The sequence below is a fragment of the Candidatus Leptovillus gracilis genome (assembly GCA_016716065.1).
GTDB lineage: Bacteria > Chloroflexota > Anaerolineae > Promineifilales > Promineifilaceae > Leptovillus > Leptovillus gracilis.
Map to the genome: position 1 here is coordinate 495,040 of JADJXA010000002.1, position 18,829 is coordinate 513,868.

The 18,829-nt window shown below is 61.1% G+C and carries 11 protein-coding genes; 7 read left to right on the forward strand and 4 right to left on the reverse strand.

Annotated features, from left to right (window positions below; translation table 11 throughout):
- Nucleotides 1-379: 379 nt before the first annotated feature.
- The gene (locus IPM39_06510; protein ID MBK8985721.1) at nt 380-970 is read left to right on the forward strand and encodes a GNAT family N-acetyltransferase; all 591 of its coding nucleotides are present in this window, start codon (nt 380-382) and stop codon (nt 968-970) included.
- Nucleotides 971-1,070: 100 nt separating this feature from the next.
- On the opposite strand, the gene smc is transcribed toward IPM39_06510, so the two are convergent.
- Complete coding sequence (smc, locus tag IPM39_06515) at nt 1,071-4,625, reverse strand: chromosome segregation protein SMC (protein ID MBK8985722.1); 3,555 nt, start codon at nt 4,623-4,625, stop codon at nt 1,071-1,073.
- A gap of 322 nt (nt 4,626-4,947) precedes the next feature.
- On the opposite strand from smc, the gene IPM39_06520 reads away from it, so the two are divergent.
- The 6 genes from IPM39_06520 (at nt 4,948) to IPM39_06545 (ending at nt 16,491) form a co-directional block, all read left to right on the forward strand.
- The gene (locus IPM39_06520) at nt 4,948-7,068 is read left to right on the forward strand and encodes an AAA family ATPase (protein ID MBK8985723.1); all 2,121 of its coding nucleotides are present in this window, start codon (nt 4,948-4,950) and stop codon (nt 7,066-7,068) included.
- Nucleotides 7,061-10,591, forward strand: a complete 3,531-nt coding sequence (locus IPM39_06525) for an AAA family ATPase (protein MBK8985724.1) — start codon at nt 7,061-7,063, stop codon at nt 10,589-10,591. Before IPM39_06520 ends, IPM39_06525 begins: the two co-directional genes overlap by 8 nt.
- Nucleotides 10,592-10,881: 290 nt before the next feature.
- Nucleotides 10,882-11,925, forward strand: a complete 1,044-nt coding sequence (ltaE, locus tag IPM39_06530) for a low-specificity L-threonine aldolase (GenBank protein MBK8985725.1) — start codon at nt 10,882-10,884, stop codon at nt 11,923-11,925.
- 58 nt (nt 11,926-11,983) lie between these two features.
- Complete coding sequence (locus IPM39_06535) at nt 11,984-15,253, forward strand: protein kinase (protein ID MBK8985726.1); 3,270 nt, start codon at nt 11,984-11,986, stop codon at nt 15,251-15,253.
- Between the two features lie 31 nt (nt 15,254-15,284).
- Nucleotides 15,285-15,857, forward strand: coding sequence for a DinB family protein (locus IPM39_06540; protein MBK8985727.1), 573 nt, complete (start codon nt 15,285-15,287; stop codon nt 15,855-15,857).
- Nucleotides 15,847-16,491, forward strand: coding sequence for a hypothetical protein (locus tag IPM39_06545; GenBank protein MBK8985728.1), 645 nt, complete (start codon nt 15,847-15,849; stop codon nt 16,489-16,491). The genes IPM39_06540 and IPM39_06545 overlap by 11 nt, the downstream gene beginning before the upstream one ends.
- Here IPM39_06545 and IPM39_06550 read toward each other — a convergent pair.
- Genes IPM39_06550 through IPM39_06560 form a run of 3 tightly spaced genes read right to left on the reverse strand, consistent with a single transcriptional unit; the run spans nt 16,448 to nt 18,736 of the window.
- A complete protein-coding gene (locus IPM39_06550; GenBank protein MBK8985729.1) occupies nt 16,448-17,965 on the reverse strand; it encodes an FAD-dependent oxidoreductase in 1,518 nt (505 codons plus the stop codon). The two genes, IPM39_06545 and IPM39_06550, sit on opposite strands and share 44 nt — an antisense overlap.
- Complete coding sequence (locus tag IPM39_06555) at nt 17,962-18,489, reverse strand: hypothetical protein (GenBank protein MBK8985730.1); 528 nt, start codon at nt 18,487-18,489, stop codon at nt 17,962-17,964. Before IPM39_06555 ends, IPM39_06550 begins: the two co-directional genes overlap by 4 nt.
- Nucleotides 18,476-18,736 carry an NAD(P)H-binding protein gene (locus IPM39_06560; protein MBK8985731.1) on the reverse strand — a complete coding sequence of 87 codons (261 nt, stop codon included), beginning with the start codon at nt 18,734-18,736 and terminating at the stop codon, nt 18,476-18,478. The genes IPM39_06555 and IPM39_06560 overlap by 14 nt, the downstream gene beginning before the upstream one ends.
- Nucleotides 18,737-18,829: the final 93 nt, after the last annotated feature.

Below are 18,829 nucleotides of genomic sequence, written 5' to 3' on the forward strand. Positions count from 1 at the left end.
TAGGCGGAAACGGCCGTTTCCACCAGTTACACTTGTCACCTTTTGCAGATGACAAGCTGCCAATGGCCGTTGCCGGCAGCGCCTTCCTCTGACTGGCTCAGTAGGACAGTTGTCTGTCTTGCGTTCGTTGGTGATATGTGTTATTCTCGTTTATGACGCATTGCGTCACGGGAGCTAAAATCAATCTGCACCCCTTTCATCCCACACCGTTAAACTGACGATGACGTCATAAACGGCCTTGGGTAAACGCCAAACTCAGCAGCTGTAAAGCCTGCCGAGAAACCCGAAGGATTCTAATCGGTGAAACATTCACAATGCCATGGTGAAACCCAGATGGGTTTTAGCCACTGCCAAACGCAACCGAATTGAGGGTTGAAAAATGAACAGAAAAGAGATGGAGTACGTGTTTAAGACCAAAGATGGACAAGAGATTGGCGCGCGGCCTCTGCGCTATACGGATGCCCCCAATCTGGTAGACATTTTTGAGCATATGAGTTCAGAAAGCCGCTATCGTCGCTTTCACCAAACGGCCGATAACTTGCAGCCGGAGCGTATCTGGCGCGAAGCGGAAAGCATCGCTCATCTAGACCAGGCGAAACAAGGGGGGCTGTTGGCCTTTGCCGATCTACCAGGCCAGCCCAATACCCCCGTTGGCGCGGCGCGTTACGTTTGTCTGGGGGAGGGCCGGGCGGAAACGGCCGTTTCCGTGCGCGACGACATGCAGGGCAAGGGAATTGCCACAAAGCTGCTGCAACTGCTTACCGAAGAAGCGCGCGCCCGTGGTATTCAGAAATTGGTGGCCGATGTGATGAACAACAACGTCGCCATTTTGACTGTTTTGCAAAAGCTGCCTTATGTCATCACGCGCAAACCAGATGGGCAGTATGCCACGCTGGAGATTGATTTGACCCGGTTCAAAGATGGGGCTGGCGCGTTGACGGATGAAGGCACGGCCGTTCACCGTCGTTAGGCGCAATAAAACGGGGGCAGCCACAGGAAAGCGCTCAGACAACCTAAAACGGACACTCAAAAAAACCTCCGCGGCCTCTCAGGCCGCGGAGGTTTTTTGTCTAAACCAGCGCTGCCTGCTTGATATAATCTTCTGGCTTGATGGAAATCACCTGGCTGGCGCTGTCTGTGCCCATGCTGATGCCGTAGATGGTCTGCGCCGCCTGCACCGTGCCCCGGTTGTGGGTGATCACCACAAACTGACTTTTTAGGCTCAATTCGCGCAGCAGCTCACGGAAACGGTTGATATTGGCCTCGTCCAGCGCCGCGTCTACCTCGTCCATCACGCAGAACGGGGTGGGCGATACCTTGAGCAGCGAGAAAATGAGGGCAGCGGCCGTCAGCGAGCGTTCGCCGCCGGATAGCAGCCCCAGCCCTTGTTCGCGCCGGTTGGGCAGCCGGGCGATGATGTCCACGCCGCTGATGGTCAGGTCGTCGGGGTCGGTCAGAATCAGCCGCGCCGCGCCACCGCCAAACAATTGGGTGAAAATGTCGCCAAAAACGGCGTTCACTTTGTCTACCGTCTCGCCAAATGCCCGCGAGGTCAACTCGTCCAATTCCTCAATCACCCGGCGCAGTTGTTTGTCGGTTTCTGCCAGGTCTTCTACCTGCTGCGTCAAAAACTCATAGCGGGTGCTGACTTCGTCGTATTCAGCCGGGGCGTCTGGGTTGATGGCCCCCATGCGCTGCATCTGCGCCCGGTAGGTCTGAATGGTCTCGGCGATGTCGCCCGGCAGTTCATCCACCAACGGCAGTTCTTCCACCACCTCGCCGATGGGCAGCGGCGTCGGGCCGGTCTGGTCTTCATCATAGGTCAGGGCTACCAGGCCAACGTCGGCCTTGATGCGCTCTTGCAGCCCTTCGATGCCGTTTTGCTGCTGGCTGAGGGCGATTCTGGCCTGGGTGTATTGGGTTTCTTTGTCGTGGGCCTGTTTTTGGATGACGGCCGCTGCCTCTTCCAGAGCCATCATCGCTTTACGGCCGTCGGCCAACTGCTGTTGTAACGGCGCCAGCGCCGCATCCAATTCGGCCAACTGCTTCTGCTGCGCCAACAACGCCTGTTCCTCGTCACTGAGGATGTTTTGCGCCTGCTGGCGGCGCAGCGATGCCTGCCGCTCCTGCACGCGGGCCAACTGCCGCTCCACCTGCTGCAACGTGGCGCGGCGGCTGTCTACCACCGCCTGTCGCCCGGCCAGGATGGTGCTGGCGGCGTTCATTTGCTGCTGGATGGTTTGGCGCTGCTGCTGCGCCTCGGCGATGGGCAGGGCGTCCAGGTGGGCGCGGGCGGTGGCGACGGCTTGTTGCAGGGTAACGGCCGTTTCCCGCCCCAGCGCCATCTCCTGCTGCACCGCTGCAATGCGCGTTTGCAGCCGTTCCGCTTCCTGCTGCCGCCCGGCCTGCTGCCGCTGCCAAAAGGTCTGCTGCTGCTTCACCCGGTCCTGGTCGCGCTGCGCCTGGGACAGCCGCTGCCCGGCTTCATTTTGCAGACGCGCCAGGCGGCGTTCTTCGTTTTGCAGGGCGTCGGCGGCGGTTTGTTTGGTCTCAATGGTCACCTGGGCGGCGGCCAGGTCGTTTTCTAGCTGGTCCAATTCGGCGCGCAGTTTGTCGCCGTCGGCTTTGGCGGCGCGCCATTCCGCTTCCCGCGCCAGCAGGCTGTTCTGCTTGTCGGCGCCGCCCGTCTCCACCAACCCACCGGCGTGGGCGATGAAGCCATCGGGGGCCACAGCCAGTGCGCCCGGCGGCAGACTGAGCGCCAGCCGGTAGGCTGCGGCGGCATCTTTCACCAGCAAAATTGGCCCCAGCAGCACATCAATCACCGGTTTCACCACCGGGTTGCCGCTGACCAGTTGATTGGCCCAGCCGATGACGGCCGTGTCTCCCTTCATATCTGGCTGCGGCGGCGCTTGCAGGTGGTCCAGGGCGACGGCCGTCACTGCCTGACGGCCGTCGCTGTTGAGCAGCCGCCACAAATTGGCGCTGTCGGGCAGCACCAGGGCGGCCAGATGATGGGCCAGGGCGGCGGCAACGGCCGTTTCATACGCCGCCGGAATGGTCATCAGCGAAGCCAGTTGGCCGAGAGCGCGCGCGCCGCCGCCGAGTTGGGCTTCTTTGTGGCGCATCTGGTCCAGCATGTCGGCGCGGGCTTCCAGGCGGGCCAGGTCGTTGCGCCGCCGGTTAAGCTGCTGCTGCTGGTCGTGGGCGGCGGCGCGCAGTTTTTTCAGTTCGGCTACCAACACCTGCCGTTCGTCGAGGGCGGCGCTGCGGCTTTGGGCCAGTTCGTCGGCCTGTTTTTGGGCGGAGGTGAGGACGGCCGTTAACTTTTCCGACCGCGCCTCCAGGCTGCTCCATTCGTCGGGGGCGTTGGTGGGGATGACGGCCGTTTGCTCTTTCAGGCGCTCTTGCAGTTGGCTAAGCTGCCCTTCGGCCTGGGCCAGCCGGGTCTGCGCGGCCCGCTGCTGCTGCTCGGTCTGGCCTAGCTGCTGCTGCCAATGGCTGATTTCCGCCTGCTGCTGCTGGAAACTGGCGTTGAACTGGCGCAGTTCGGCCTGGTTTTGCTGCAAGCTGGCCTGGGCCGTTCCCAGTTCGGCGGTGGCGGCGGCCAGATCATCTTGCGCCCGCTGGCGCTGCTGCTCCAGGTCTGGCAGTTCCTGATCTACGTCGGCCAGTTGGCGTTGCAGCGATTCTTGCCGTTCTTGCAGGATGGCGACCTGGCGGCGGGCTTTTTCGAGCTGGTCGCGGAGGTCGTCGCGTTGGCTGCGGGTGACGGCCGTTTGCTCTTGCAGTTGGTTGATGCGACGGCGGGCGGCGTCTATTTTGTCTTGTTGGGCCAGCAGGTCTATGCGGGCGCTTTGCCACAACTTTTCGGCGGCTACGGCCGTTTCCCGCGCCTGGCGCATCTCTCGTTTGGCCTGTTCCCATTTGTAGCCATACCAAATGCGCAGCAGGTGGCGCAAATCGGCGGCCACCTGCTCGTAGTTGCGCGCTCGCGCCGCCTGCCGCTTCAGCGCGTTCATTCGCGGCCCAATTTCGGCCAAAATGTCGTGGACGCGCTCCAGGTTATGCTGTGTTTCGGTCAGCCGCCGTAGGGTTTCGGCGCGACGGCTTTTGTAATGGTTGATACCGGCGGCTTCCTCAAATAAAGCCCGCCGCTCTTCGGCGCGCAGCGAAAGCGCCTGGTCTACCAACCCCTGGCCGATGATGGTATAGGTACGTTCGGCCAGCCCACTGGTCGCCAGCAGATCGCTGATGTCCTTTAGACGCACTTTTTGGCCGTTGAGAATGTATTCATTTTCGCCGGAGCGGTAAGCGCGACGACCGATTTCTACTTCGGTGTAATCTATGGGCAGCCAGCCATCGCTGTTGTCCAGGGTGAGGATGGCCTGGGCCATGCCGGCGCGCGGACGTGTCTGGCTGCCGGCGAAGATCATGTCGGTGGTGCGTTTGCCGCGCAGCGCGCCGTAGCTTTGCTCACCCAATACCCAGCGGATGGCGTCGGCGACGTTGCTTTTGCCGCTGCCGTTTGGCCCAACAATGGAGGTGATGCCTTCATCAAAGAGAAACTCGGTTTTGCTGGCGAAGGTTTTGTACCCTTGCAGGCTTAGTTTTTTTAGGCGCATGTATTCCGTATTCCGTATTTCGTGGTCCCTATTCCGTGGTCGGTATTCCGTATTTCGTGGTCGGTATTCCGCGTTCCGCGTTTTGTATTCAGATGCTGAACTGAACAGTGAATACTGAACACTGGCTACCGTACACTGGCTACTGTACTCGGAATTCCGACACCGCGTCGGGCAGTATAGTAAGAAGTTGGCAACTCGGCAAGGGTAAAACAATCGCCTTCCGCTTCTTCTCGCTATATAATCGTGGGCGTTGTTTGCTCTGCCATCTTGTGGCTTTGCCCGCTCATACTAAAGCGTCTCGTCTGTACTGACAGGGTATGTCGTGATTGATCAGCGATTTCTTGAGGATGCCATTGACACCATTCGTACCCATCGCGCCATTTTGGGCGACGCGGTGGTGACAACGGCCGTTGCTGTCCTCCAGGAAAAATTGCACACATTGGCCGCGCCTCCATCCTCCACCCAGGTGGCCGAGACCCATGAGATGGTTGCCGTTTTACAGGCAGATTTGTCTGGCTTTACGGCGATGTCGGCCGAGATGGACGCTGAACAGGTGCGCGACATGGTCAACGCCTTGTGGGACAGGCTGGACAATGTGGTCCGCGCCTGGGGTGGCAGCATAGACAAACATACCGGCGATGGCCTGATAGCCCTCTTTGGCGCGCCGACAGCGCGGCAGGATGACACCGAACGGGCGGTGTTAGCGGCGCTGGACATGCAAATGGAGATGGCTCTCTTTAACGAAGCGACGCGCAGCCGGCCGGACACGGGTCCGCTAGAGTGGCGCAAAGCCAATGGCGAACTGCGAATGCGCATTGGCATACATGCCGGCCCTGTGGTGTTGGCTCAGGTGGGGACAAGCAAGGAATTAACGGCCGTTGGCGAAACCATCACCATTGCCGAATACTTGCAGCAGGCCGCGCCGGTGGGTCGTGCCCTTGTTTCCTATGACGTCTATCGCCAGGTTTATGGTCAATTTGAGGTCAACACCCCGGAACTGCTGCATATCCCCGGCCGTTCGGACGCACTGGCCGTGTACGTGGTTCAAAAAGAAAAAGCGCGCGCGTTTCAGACCAACGGGCGCGGCCGACAAGAATTCAAAACGCGCTTTATTGACCGCACGGCCGAATTGGACCGGCTGCAATTTGCTTTGCAAGAGACGATGAACAACAGCATCATGCAAGTTATCACCGTGGTCGGCGAAACCGGCGTTGGGAAATCGCGCCTGTTTGATGAATTTGAACGCCTCATGGACTTGCTGCCGGTGCGCGGTTGTGTTTTACGCGCCCAGGCCAGAGAAAGCACCCAGGACGCCCCTTATGCCCTGATGCGTGACCTCTTCACCCAATTGTTTGAGATTCATCCGCGCAGCAGCACGGCCGTTAGCCGGGAAAAGTTTGTGCGTGGCGTCGAAGAGACCATGCGGGCGCACCAGATGAGCGCCCGTGAACAGGCCCATGTCATGGGCCACTTTGTTGGCCTCGATTTTGCCGACAGCCCTTATCTGAAAAATCTGTTGGCTGACCCAGTCAAACTCTCAACCTACGCCCACAACGACCTGGCCCGCTTTTTCACCGACCTGGTGAACAACTGCCCGCCGGTGGTCTGGCTGGTGGAAAACGCGCAGTGGGCCGACGCGGCCTCGCTGGACCTGATTGAATGGCTGCTGGCGCGCTGCGCCGACCTGCCATTGTTGGTGGTTTGCCTGACGCGGCCAGAGCTGGTAGTGAAACGGCCGTCCTGGCAATCGAACGATCCCTTCAACCCTATCACTACCCTGGCTTTGCCGCCGCTGAGTGCTATTGACGCCCGGCACCTGCTGGCCCACATTTTGGAAGATGTGCCCAACCTGCCTGTTAAGCTGTTGGACCTGGCAGCCTATGGCGCGCAAGGCAACCCGCTGTTTGCCGAGCAGTTGGCCCGGCTGTTTCTGGACAATGGCGTTATTGGCTGGCAGAAGGGCCATTGGCAGGTGAACCTGAGTAAATTGGAAGAGGCGCCACTGCCAGACAGTCTGGCCGCCTTGTTTCAGGCCCGCGTTGCCTGTTTGTCACCGGTGGAACTGACGATACTGCAAACGGCCGTGCTGTTTGGTGACCAATTTTGGGATGGCCCGGTGCAGATGCTGGTCGCCGCCCAGGGCCACCCGCCACAGCAGGTGGCCGGCGCGTTGGACAGCCTGGAACAAAAGGATTTTATCGTCCGCCGCCATACCTCGGCGCTGCCCGGCGTCTTGGAATATCAGGTGGCCCACGATGTGCTGCGCCAGGTGGCGGCCGCACCGATAGCGGCCGATACCCGCCGCGCGGCTCAGGCGCAGATCGTGGATTGGTTGACCGGGCGGGCTGCCGGAATGCGGCTGGCGTTCTTCCACGAATTGTTGGCCGATTTACGCCGCATGATGGCCGAAGATTTTTCGGCAGGTGGCGAGATTGATGACTAGACAAGAGGATTTGCAGTACGCCATCACGGTGCTAGAAGCGCAGCGGGCTGCTCTGGGCGACAAGGTGACGGACGTAACCGTCGCCGCGCTGCGGGAGAAATTGGCCGCGTTGGCTGCGAAAACGGCCGTTCCTCCCCCACCGCCGCCCCGCGCTACCCAACGTAAACAAGTCACCATCCTCTTTGCCAACGTCTTTGGCTTCTCTGGGGTGGCCGAATCTGTGCCCGACACCAGTATGCTCAACATCATCAACCTGCTCTGGCGGCGGCTGGACGAGGCCATTACCGCCCACGGTGGCATGGTAGACAAACACATCGGCGACGCGGTGATGGGTCTCTTTGGCGTGCCGGTGGCCGGCGAAGATGACCCGGCCAACGCCATTCGCGCCGCCCTGGCGATGCGCGCCGTCCTCAGTGACTTTATCAATGAGGTGATGGCGGAACGGCCGTCGGACGAAGCGCCAGCATCTCCCAACCTGGCCGATTTGCGCCTGCGCATCGGCATCAACACCGGGCCGGTGCTGCTGGGCGAAGTAGGAACCAGCGAAGAATACACCGTCATCGGCGATCCGGTTAACGTCGCCAGCCGCCTGGAACGCCTGGCCCCGGCCGGCGGCATCCTCATCTCCCACGAGACCTACCAGTTGGTGCGCGGCGATTTTGAGTTTGAGCCGCTTGGCCCGGTTCAGATCAAAGGCAAACGTGACCCCATCGCCGTGTATCTGGCGTTGGGGGCCAAATCGCACCGTTTTTATCGCAAGGGGCGTGGCGTGGAAGGCGTAGAAACTCAGATGGTAGGCCGCGACGCCGAACTGCGGTCTTTGCAGAAAGCGCTGGGTCGGGTGGTGCAAAATCAGGTCGGTCGAGCCATCACCATCGTCGGTGACGCCGGGGTAGGCAAATCGCGCCTGACGTATGAGTTTACCCAATGGGTGCAGACGCTGCCGACGACGATTTTGCTGTTGAAGGGGCGCATGGACCAGAGCATGAAACAACTGCCCTATGCGCTGATGCGCGACTTGCTGGTGACCAGTCTGGGCATTCAAGACACCGATTCGGCGGTGGTGGTGAGAGAAAAGTTGCAGCAAGGATTGGGCGATCTGCTCAGCGACCATAACGCCGCCGAATGGCAGCGCCGCATTCATTCGCTGGCGCAGCTTTTGGGGTTGAATCTGGAGGATGAATACCCCCCGTTGGCGTTGAACAGCAGCGAGGTGACACGGGTTCGGGAACATGCTTTTGAGGATACGGCCGTTTATTTGCAGGCCATGATGAGCCACAGCCGGGCTACCCTGATGATCCTGGAAGATGTCCATTGGGCCGATGAGGGGTCGTTGGACCTGGTGGACCACCTGGCGCAGTTATGCGCCCATGCCCCGCTGTTGATTCTGGCTGTCACCCGGCCTTCGTTGTTTGATCGGCGGCTGGGTTGGGGCGGCGGCGGCGAAAGTGGACGTCAGCCAGAGCAGACGCCGCAGTCTACCATCACCCTACGGGCGTTGAACCGCGCCGAAAGCCGCCAGTTGGTGGAAGATATTTTGCGCCACCTGCCGGAAATTCCGGCCGATTTGTGTAACCTGATTGTGGACCGGGCGGAAGGCAATCCTTTTTACGTCGAGGAATTGGTCAAGGTGTTGATCGAAGATGGCGTCATCATCCCAGGCGAGCAGGCGTGGCGTGTGCAAGCCAAACATCTGACCAATGTGCGCGTGCCGCTGACGTTGACCGGCGTGCTGCAAGCGCGCCTGGACCGGCTCTCTTCGCTGGAACGGGTGACGTTGCAGCGGGCGGCGGTGATTGGGCGGGTATTTTGGGATACGGCCGTTATCCTGATGAATGCCCTGGCCGCCGAAAACGTCATCCGCGAGCCGGAGACGGTGGTGGCGCTGCAAGCGCTGGAAAAGCGCGAGATGGTCTTCCACCGTGACGCCTCGGTTTTTGCCGGCAGCCAGGCGTTTTTGTTCAAACATGAGATGCTGCGCGAAGTGACCTACGAAAGCGTTCTGCTGCGCACCCGACCGGCATACCACAAACAGGTCGCCGGTTGGCTGGCGGAGCAAAGCGGCGACCGGGTGGCCGAATATGCCAGCCTGATTGCCGAGCATTACGAACAGGCCGATGAACCTGTGCCCGCCGCCGAGATGCACGAAATGGCGGCCATGCGCGCCCAGGAGATGTCCAATCCGGCGTTGGCTTTGCAGCATTACGGCCGTGTCCTGGCCTTGTTGGCCGATAGTCCGGTCCACGCCGCCTGGCAGGTGAGCGTGCAAGAGCGCCAGGCGCGTCTGCTGCGCCTGCAAGCGCAGTTGGTAGAGGCCGCCGCCACCTACCGTTCCATGCGCCAGACGGCCGAAACAGACGGTGATTTATCGGCTCAGGCCCGGGCGCTAAACGGTTTGTCGGACATTATGCTGGAGCAAATGCAGTACGCCAACCTGCTGGAAAACGCCACCCGCGCTGAAAAAGTGGCCTGGCTGGTCAGCGACGATGGGCAGTTGGCCCAGGCCCTCTGTTTCAAAAGCGAAGCCTATCACCGCCTGGGCGATAATTCGCTGGCGTTGGCTTCGGCGCGGCAAGCCCTGGAATTCAGTGAACGGCTGGGCGATGCCCCGGCCATCATCCGCAGCCTGCACTTGTTGTCTTCGTTGTATATTGATTGGGGACGGCAGACCCATGCGCTGCATTTCCTGGAGCGACTGCAAACGTTGGCGGCCGATTGGGCAGCCGATAAGCGCAGCGGGCCAACACTAATTCTGGCGTATCAGGCATTGGGTGACTTGCGCCTGAAAATGGGGCGATATGCAGCGGCCGAGCAGGACCTGCTGCTGGCGCTGCGCCGCGCCAGACAGCTAGAACGCCAGCAAGATGTGGCCCAGGCGCTGCACCGATTAGGCAATGTGGCTTATTTGCGCGGCGATGCCCGCGCGGCCATTCCCGCCTACCGCGAGGCGTTAGCCACTGCCAGCGCCGTCGGCGACCGCTATGGCGAAATGGCCTACCGCACCGATTTGGGCGGCGCGCTGGCCAGCGTTGGGCAACATGCTGTGGCGGAGCGGCTGCTGCGGCGAATTATCCAGTACGCCGAAAGCAAAGAGGCTGTCGGCCAATGGCGCGGCACGGGCGCGGCGTATCTGTTTTTGGCGGAAGCGGTGTTGGGGCAGGGGAAAACGGCCGCAGCCCAACAAGCTGTCCTCCAGGCCCAAACTCTCGCCCTGCACATGGCCGACGATAGGTTGCGGGGCATTACCTGGTATGTCATGGGGCTGACAAGCCGGCAAATGTCGCCGGAGGAACTGCCGCTGATGCTCAATGACCGGGCCTATCAGCCGGGCGATTGTTTCCAGGAAAGCCTGCGCCTGCTGCGCCGCGCCGGCGGACCCAGCCCGCGCACCTACCGCGAGCAAATCCGCACGCTGCAAGCCTGGGCAGAGTATGAGGCAGCCCAGGGCGCTGCCTCGCGCAGCAATATCATGCGCCAGGAAGCGGCGGCGTTGGCTGAGGAACTGGGCGTGGCGACAGAGTAAACCGCGTCGAACGATTTTCCAAACCGTTCTCTGGCACGAATGCCAATGCCAGATCTCCGAAGATTTGTCCGATCTTCCGTATAAGCACACTTTGTGTTGGGGCCTGGTTGACGCTGGTCTGGCGAGTCAACTCAGGCGGTTTGACACGCTTTGAAAAATGCTTGTAAGGGAAATCTCTGTACCATAAACCATAGTAACTGCCCAATTTGCCTTCTTTGTTTACCGTTTCGCCAAATGGAGAATTGCTGCCACATACTTGCAAACTACCCGATATTACGTAAACTTAAATCATGGATAGAATAGATTTTCGTTCCGATACCGTTTCCTGGCCCACGCCGACTATGCGTGAAGCGATGGCCCAGGCCAAAGTGGGCGATGATGTATACGGGGAAGACCCCACTGTACGTGAATTGGAAGCGCTGGCGGCCGAAATGACCGGCAAAGAGGCCGCCTTGTTTGTCGCCAGCGGCACGATGGGCAACCTGGTGGCTATTTTAGCCCACGCCGGCCGCGGCGATGAGGCTATTGTCGGCGAGGATTCCCACACCTGCCTGTATGAAGCCGGTGGCATGGCGGCGCTGGGCGGTGTGTTTCCGCGGATGCTGCCGACGGACGAAATGGGGCAAATGGACTTGGGGCGGATCGAGACGGCCGTATCTCCCCCAGACTCCCATTTTCCCCGCACCCGCCTCATCCTGGTGGAAAACAGCTATGGCAGCAAACATGGCTACCCCCTGCCACCGGCCTATTTCGCCCAAGTGCGCGCCATCGCCGACCGGCACGGATTGGCGGTGCATATGGATGGGGCGCGCCTGTTCAACGCCGCCGTGGCGCAGAATATCCCGGCGACGGCCGTTACCCAATACGTAGATTCCGTCACCTTCTGCCTCAGCAAAGGGTTGTGCGCCCCGGTTGGTTCTGTGCTGTGCGGCTCGGCCGAATTTATGCAACAGGCCCACCGGATGCGCAAAACAGTCGGCGGCGGGATGCGGCAGGCGGGCATTCTGGCCGCCGCCGGGCTGGTCAGCCTGCGCCAGATGGTCGAACGTCTGGCCGATGACCACCGCCGCGCCCAGGATTTGGCCCAGGGATTGGCCCAAATCCCCGGCATCAGCGTGCAGCCAGAGATGGTGAAGACCAACATGGTCTTCTTCGCCCTCAGCGATGAAGTTCCCCTGACGGCCGATGATGTCATCGCCGCTTTGCGGCAGCGGGCTAATGTGTGGTTGGGCGATAACGGCCGTCGCAGCTTTCGCGCCGTCACCCATTACTGGATTAGCGACCAGGATATCGAAACCTTCCTGGCAACCTTGCAGCAAATTGTGACCGAGTGACGATTCACATCATAATCCACAATCCAAAATCCGAAATCGGCCATAAAGAGAGGTGGTTATGACCACAAAATTGGGTCGTGTCATCAACAATCGGTATCAGCTTGAATCATTGTTAGGCGATGGCGGCATGGGAGCCGTGTACCGCGCCCATGACCGCAACCTGAACCGGCAAGTTGCCATCAAGCTGATGCACGAGCAATATGCGCGCCAGACTGAATTTCGCAACCGGCTTATTCAGGAAGCGCAGACCGCCGCCCAATTGGACCATCCCTCCATCGTGCGCATCTTTGATTTTGGCTCGTCCGACGAAGGCTTGTTTATTGCTATGGAGTATGTGGATGGCGGCAGCCTGCGGGCACACCTGCGCCGTTTGCAGCAAGACCGCAAATATCTGCCGCTGGCGCAGAGCCTGCAAATTGGCAGCCACATTGCCTTGGCTTTGGATTACGCCCACCGCCGGGGTATCGTCCACCGCGACGTGAAGCCGGGCAACATCATCCTCAAGCGCCTGGCCCGTGGCGACAAACCGGGCGAACAACCTTTCCGCGCCGTGCTGACCGATTTTGGCCTGGTTAAACTGTCCGAAGGCTCCGACATGACCAAAACGGGCATGACCCTGGGCACACCGACCTACATGTCGCCGGAACAGTGTGAAGGTGGGGCGCTAGACGGCCGTTCCGACCTCTACGGCCTGGGCGTGGTGTTGTACGAACTGTTCACCAACCGCCTGCCTTTCTCCTTCCAAAACCTGTCGGAAGCTGTAGCCGCCCACAGCAAAGGGGTGATGCCGCCGCCCGCTCATGAAGTCCGCCCGGACATCCCGCCCATCCTGGACGCCATTCTGGGCAAACTGCTGGACAAAGACCCGGCTAACCGCTACGCCAATGGCCTGGAGCTAGACACCGCCCTACAAGGCGCGTCGCTCTCCCTTTCCGGCGCAGCCACCCAAATTATGACGCCAGAATCAGACATCCTGGCGCAGGTGAACGACCCGCCGCCCGGCTACGAACTGCTCATAGACACCCCCGGCCACCCCACCAGCAAGGTGCCGCTGACCCAGGCAGTCATCACTCTAGGACGCAGCGCCGACAACGACATTGTGCTGCCGGCCGAAGGCGTCTCGCGCAACCATGCGCGCCTGCAAGCGACCCCCCTGGGTTGGGAAGTGCAGGATTTGGGCGGCATCAACGGCACGTTTCTCAACGACCACCGCCTCCGCGCCGACGATCCCACGGCGTTGGCCCCGGGGATGCGGGTGCGAATTGGCCCTTATGCCCTCTCGCTGCGTGGGCCGGAAGAGACACCGTATGAGTCTGACAGAGTGGTTACGTCGGTGGGGGCAACGGCCGTTTCTTTGGGCCGCACCACCCCTTCGGCAGAAGCCATTGACCGGGAAGAGCCGTTAGCCATCTTTTTGCCCCAGGAGACGTTCACAGTGGAACCGGGCCGGCGGCTGACGGTGAATCTGGAAATCTTAAACCGGGGCGCTGTAGACGACCGGGTGACGGTGCGGGCGCAGGGCATTCCCCAGGAGTGGGTGAGTACGACCGGCGAGTTTATTGATTTGCCCGCCGGGGCGACCACGCAAATCTCCCTGGCTGTGCGCCCGCCGCGCCATCGCAGCACGCCAGTTGGGCGGCAGCGTGTGCGCCTGGAATTGGTTTCGCAGCGACAGCGCCACCTGAGAGTGGGCGTCAATCTGTCGCTTATTGTCGGTGGCTTTGTCTCGTTTGAGGCCAGCATGAGCAGCAGCCAGATTCGCCTACCCGACAACGTGAGCGTGCGTATTGAGAACACCGGCAACGAGGCCGGTGAATTTAGCGTCACCACCCGTGATCCGCAGCGCGCCCTGAAAATTCGTGGCGAGCGCGGCCGTATTCCTTTGGCCGCCGGTCAGGCGACGGCCGTTGACCTGGAGTTGGAAGCGCGGCAGCAAAGCTGGCTCGGTGGCGGCGAGATGTACCCCTTTGAGGTAGATGTGGCGTCGCAGGCTGGCGGCCGCGTCACCTTGAACGGCGAGGCGCGGACCGGACCGGCTATTCCGGTGGCGCTGCTGTACACGGTGCTGGCGGTGGTGGTGTTTTGCAGCGCGTTGGGCGGCTTGGCGCTGGCGTTTAACGTCGGCGACGACCTGTTTGGCGGTGGCCGCTCTACGGCCACCCCCACGCTGGTGGCGGCGATTGACCTGACACAAACGGCCGTTGCCCTGACGCCAACAGTTGATTTAACGGCCGTTACCATCACCCCCGCACCCGGCCAGGACAGCGACGGCGATGGCCTGAGCGATGCGCAAGAACTGATCATCGGCACAGACCCCAACAACCCGGATACCGACCTGGACCGCCTGAGCGATGGTGAAGAAGTTCTGCGTTATGGAACCAACCCCCTGGACCGGGACACCGATAAGGACATTTTGATTGACGGCGATGAAGTGCTGACCTGGGGCACAGACCCACTGCGGCGTGATACGTCTGGCGATGGCATTTCCGATGGCGAAGCGGTAGCCAGAGGCTTAAACCCACTGGTTTTCCACACGCCGACGCCCACAGTAACAACTATCTTCTCGCCCACACCCACCGGCACGCCAGGACCGCCTACAGCCACTTGGACACCCACCTCCACCTGGACGCCAACGGCGACACCCTCTATCACGCCGACGCCGACGGCCACTTTCACCCCATCTAGCACGCCAACGGCCACGCCCACCGGTTCGCCGACGGCCACGCCGACCATCACCGCCACCCCCACCAATACGCCGCAGCCCAATCCGGTGGTGGCCTGTCTGGTCGTTCCGCCGGTGTTGGACGGTAGTTACAGCCCGGTGGAATGGCCCGGCCTGCCACAAATCCAATTCCAGCCAGATGGGAATCCGGCCGGTCTGGTGCAGGGTTTTCTGGGGCGCAGTGGCAGTACCCTTTACATGGCCTGGCTAATCAACGACACCACCAACGACGCCAGCGATTCTTTGCGCCTGTTCTTTGATACGACGCGCAACCTGGGCGACCCGGATACGTCTGACCGGTTCTTCCAGATCGTGCGCAGTGGCTCGCTGGCGGTGCAGGCGGGCATTGGCAGCAATTCCGATGGGCAGTTCTGGAATGCCGGGTATAGCAGTGGAAACTGGACGGCCGTCATCGGTGAAACCGGCAGCAATCAATGGGTGGTGGAGATGAGCATAGACATCGCCGCCGAAATGGCCGCCCTGACCAATCCCTACGGCCAGATGGTTCAGGTTTTGTACACCGGTGAATTAGCCACCTGGCCTGTGGACGGCGTGTCCAATAACGCCAATACCTGGCAAGGCGTAGACTGGCCGACTTGTCCGTAGACCCTAATCCGAAATCCGAAATCCGTCCACCATGCTAGACTTTACCACGCTGCGCAACAAAACAACGACCCTGAGCCAGTTGACAGAATCGTTAACCGCTGATGATTTGCGTGACCTGACCAACGAAATGATTGACCGGATGGTGGATCTGATTACCGACAGCGACGATGCAGCCGTCACCTTTCAACCTGCCGACCCCAACGCTTATGACGCTTACGCCACCGACAGCGCCGATGTGCATCTTTCCTGGACTCTGGCCCATGTGATTGTCCACGTTACGGCTTCCGCCGAGGAGAGCGCCTTTTTGGCGGCGGAAATGGCGCGGGGGGTGGTGCGCGACGGCCGTTCGCGTTACGAAATCCCCTGGCAAACCATCACCACCATCGCCCAATGCCGCGCACGCCTGGAAGAAAGCCGCCGAATGCGCCTGGCCTGCCTGGACGTATGGCCGGAGCCGGCCCACCTGGACCTGACGCCGCCAGGTCCAGGAGTCAGACCCATTAACGCCATCGCTCGTTTTGTCCTCGGTCTGTACCACGACGCCAACCACCTGGAGCAAATTGCCGAGATTGTGCGGCAAGCGGCGGCTGTTCGTGCCGCCTGAGGCTGGCGCCTGGCATTTGCCGGACTTGCTTCCGGGCGATTTTCGTCTGGTAGAGGCTGTTTGGGTTGACGTACAGGCGCGTTATGCGGCCGACGGCCGTTTCCACCACACCCTGGCCCACATTGACGACGTTCTCCACCACATACAGCCCCATCTGCCCCAGGCGCGCCAACCATTGGCCGTGCAGTTGGCCGCCTGGTTCCACGATGCCATTTATGACCCGCGCCGCCACGACAACGAAGCGCAAAGCGCCGCCTACGCGGCCGCTGTTTTAAGCCAGTTTTCTCTGCCTGTGGGCCTGATTGACGAAGTAAGCCGCCTGATTGCGCTAACTGAACGGCACGAAACGGCCGTCACCGACACCGATGGCCATATCCTGCTAGACGCTGACCTGGCTATCCTGGCGGCAAAACCCCTCCGCTACGACGCCTATGCCCAGGCCATTCGCCGCGAGTATGCCCATGTGCCGGAAGTGGTTTACCGCCAGGGGCGAACAGCCGTATTGGAACAATTGCTGGCACGGCCGTCGCTCTACCAATTGCTGGCCGGCGCCGTGCCGGCCCATGCAGTCTGGGAATCACCCGCCCGCCTCAATCTCCGGCGGGAGATAATGCGTTTGGCCGGCGCGATCTAGTCGGGTTGTTGGCCTGCAACACGGCCGCAGCCACGCGCATCCCGCCCAACGTCACCCCGGCGGTGGATTGGCCGGGGAAAATCGAATCGCCCACCAGCCACAAATTGCCCACGCCTGTGCCCGGTCCACGTGCTTTGAAGAGCGACGTTTGGGCAAAACCACCCACCATGCCCAACGGCCGTCCCGTATAAAATTGGAACGTCACCGGCGTGCCAGGCAGGCAGAGCGTGATGGCCTGGCCGATGCCGGGAACAGCCTGCTCGGCGGCGTTGAGCAGCTTTGTGGTATAAACATCACGCCGTTGGCGATAGGCGGCCTCGTCGTTCCCCTGCCGCAGCCGCCACCATGGGGCGACGGCCGTATGGGTAGACAATGTCGCCGTGCGCGTGCCCGTTGGTCCACGACGGCTGTCCGCCGCATCAGACAACGAGATAAACACGGAGTTGCCCTCGCCCAGCGGTTGGGTGTGGTCCACAATCACCTGATGGTGTTCGGCGCTGAGAGCGGGCAGCCGGGCGGCGTCCAATCCCAGGTACAGGGTAAAGGCGCCCCAGGTAGGCTCGCGCCGGGCGATTTCTTTTTGCAGCCTCGCCGGGACCTGTTCACCCAGCAGGTCGGCCAGCGCCCAGGGCGTCAGGTTCGCCAGGATGGCGTCGCCGCTGAAGCGCTGCCCTTTTTGGGTGACAATGGCCGTTGCCTGCCCCCTCTCCACTTCTATTTTTGTCACCCGCTGGCGGTACAACACCTCGCCGCCGTGCGCCCGAATCCAATCCACCAATGTTTGCGCCAACGCGCCGATGCCGCCCTGCACATGGTTGACGCCGCGCCGCGGCAAATCCAGCGCGGCGCTGCCATACAGCGCCTGGGCCGAATCGGATGTGGTCTGGGCGGCAATGAGCAGTTGGCCGTCCAGGAACGCTTTGAACATGGGGTCTTGGGCATTGGCGACGCTGCCCACCGTGTGAAACAGATAAGGCAGGGCTTGCATGGTGCGGGGCCGCAGCGCTTTGGTCAGGCGCCACAGGTCGCCGGCCGATTCTGGCGGCCAGGGAAAGGGACGGCTGGAAATGTCCCAACTGATGTCGGCCAGTTTTTCCTGGGTGCGCCAAAAGCCGCCGCTTTGTGGGAAAGCGGCGCGCCATTCGGCCTGCCACTGCTGCGGATCGGCCCATTGGGTGATGGCCCGGCCGTCGGGCAAATGCACCACCCAGGCCGGGTCTACCGGATGGACCGGCCATTCCAGCCGCAAGATTTCGGCCAGCCGGGCGTGAGGGCCGCCGGGGGCAAATCCACCGGCCAGGGTCGCCCCGGCGTCGAAGCGGAAGCCCTTGTGGTAAAAGGTTCCGGCGCTGCCACCAGGATACGTGTGGCTTTCCAACACCGTGACGCGGTGGCCGGCGTCTAGCAGCAGCGCCGCGGCCGTCAGCCCGCCAATGCCTGCGCCGATGATGAGGGTGTGGGGCAGGCGGATCATCGGCGGCGTCGCCACAGCAGCAGGCCGCTGGCCGCGGCCAGCAGCCCGGCCGCGCCCAGCGCGTCTTGCCGCTGCGCCGGCGTCAGTTCCAGATGCCAGCGGGTGATCAGCTGGCGGGCGGTGAAGAGCAGAAACAGCCCTGGTTTGGCAAAGAGTAGACGGCTCAGCAGTCCACGACGGCCGTCAAAATGGCTGTATTCGATGTGCTCGTGGACGCGGGTGGTGGTGGGGGTGACGGCGGCAAACGTATGGGTGTGCCGCCAGCTTTGCAGCGGCCCGCTAACCTGGGTATCGGTGAAGCCGTTTTCGCTGACCTGGCTGTGGATCGCCTTCCAGCGCACCGGCAGCGGACCAAACCAGAGCGTAAATTCGGCGATGGCCCCATCGGCCAGCGGATCGAAGTGGTGAATTTGGGCGAAGATGGGCGGCGGCGTCAGGGTCTTCAGGACGTGGGTGTTGTGGTGAAAGGCGGAAACGGCCGTGAGTGGCGCATTCACCATAAAGGCATAATCAAATCTGGGCATAATACAATTTCCTATACACCCACAAGGCAATTTCCCCCAGGGCATAATGGGTATCTATGATAGCGCTTTGCACTGCCAGGTCGTTGGTGACATCGGCAGCGAAACTGTGGGGGGTGAGATCGCTGGTTTTTTCTGGTTGGCGGTTGATGGCAGCAACCGTCCAATCGTGCGCGACAAGGTGCTGAACCAGGCCACGGCCGATGCCGCCGTTGGCCCCCCAAATCATGGCTGTTTTGCTCGAATTCATGGATCGTCTCAATTAAACGTGTGCAAATCGTTGCATTTCAGATATTGTACATATTACACAAAGATTCGTCAATGTATTGCACAGAATTTCAAC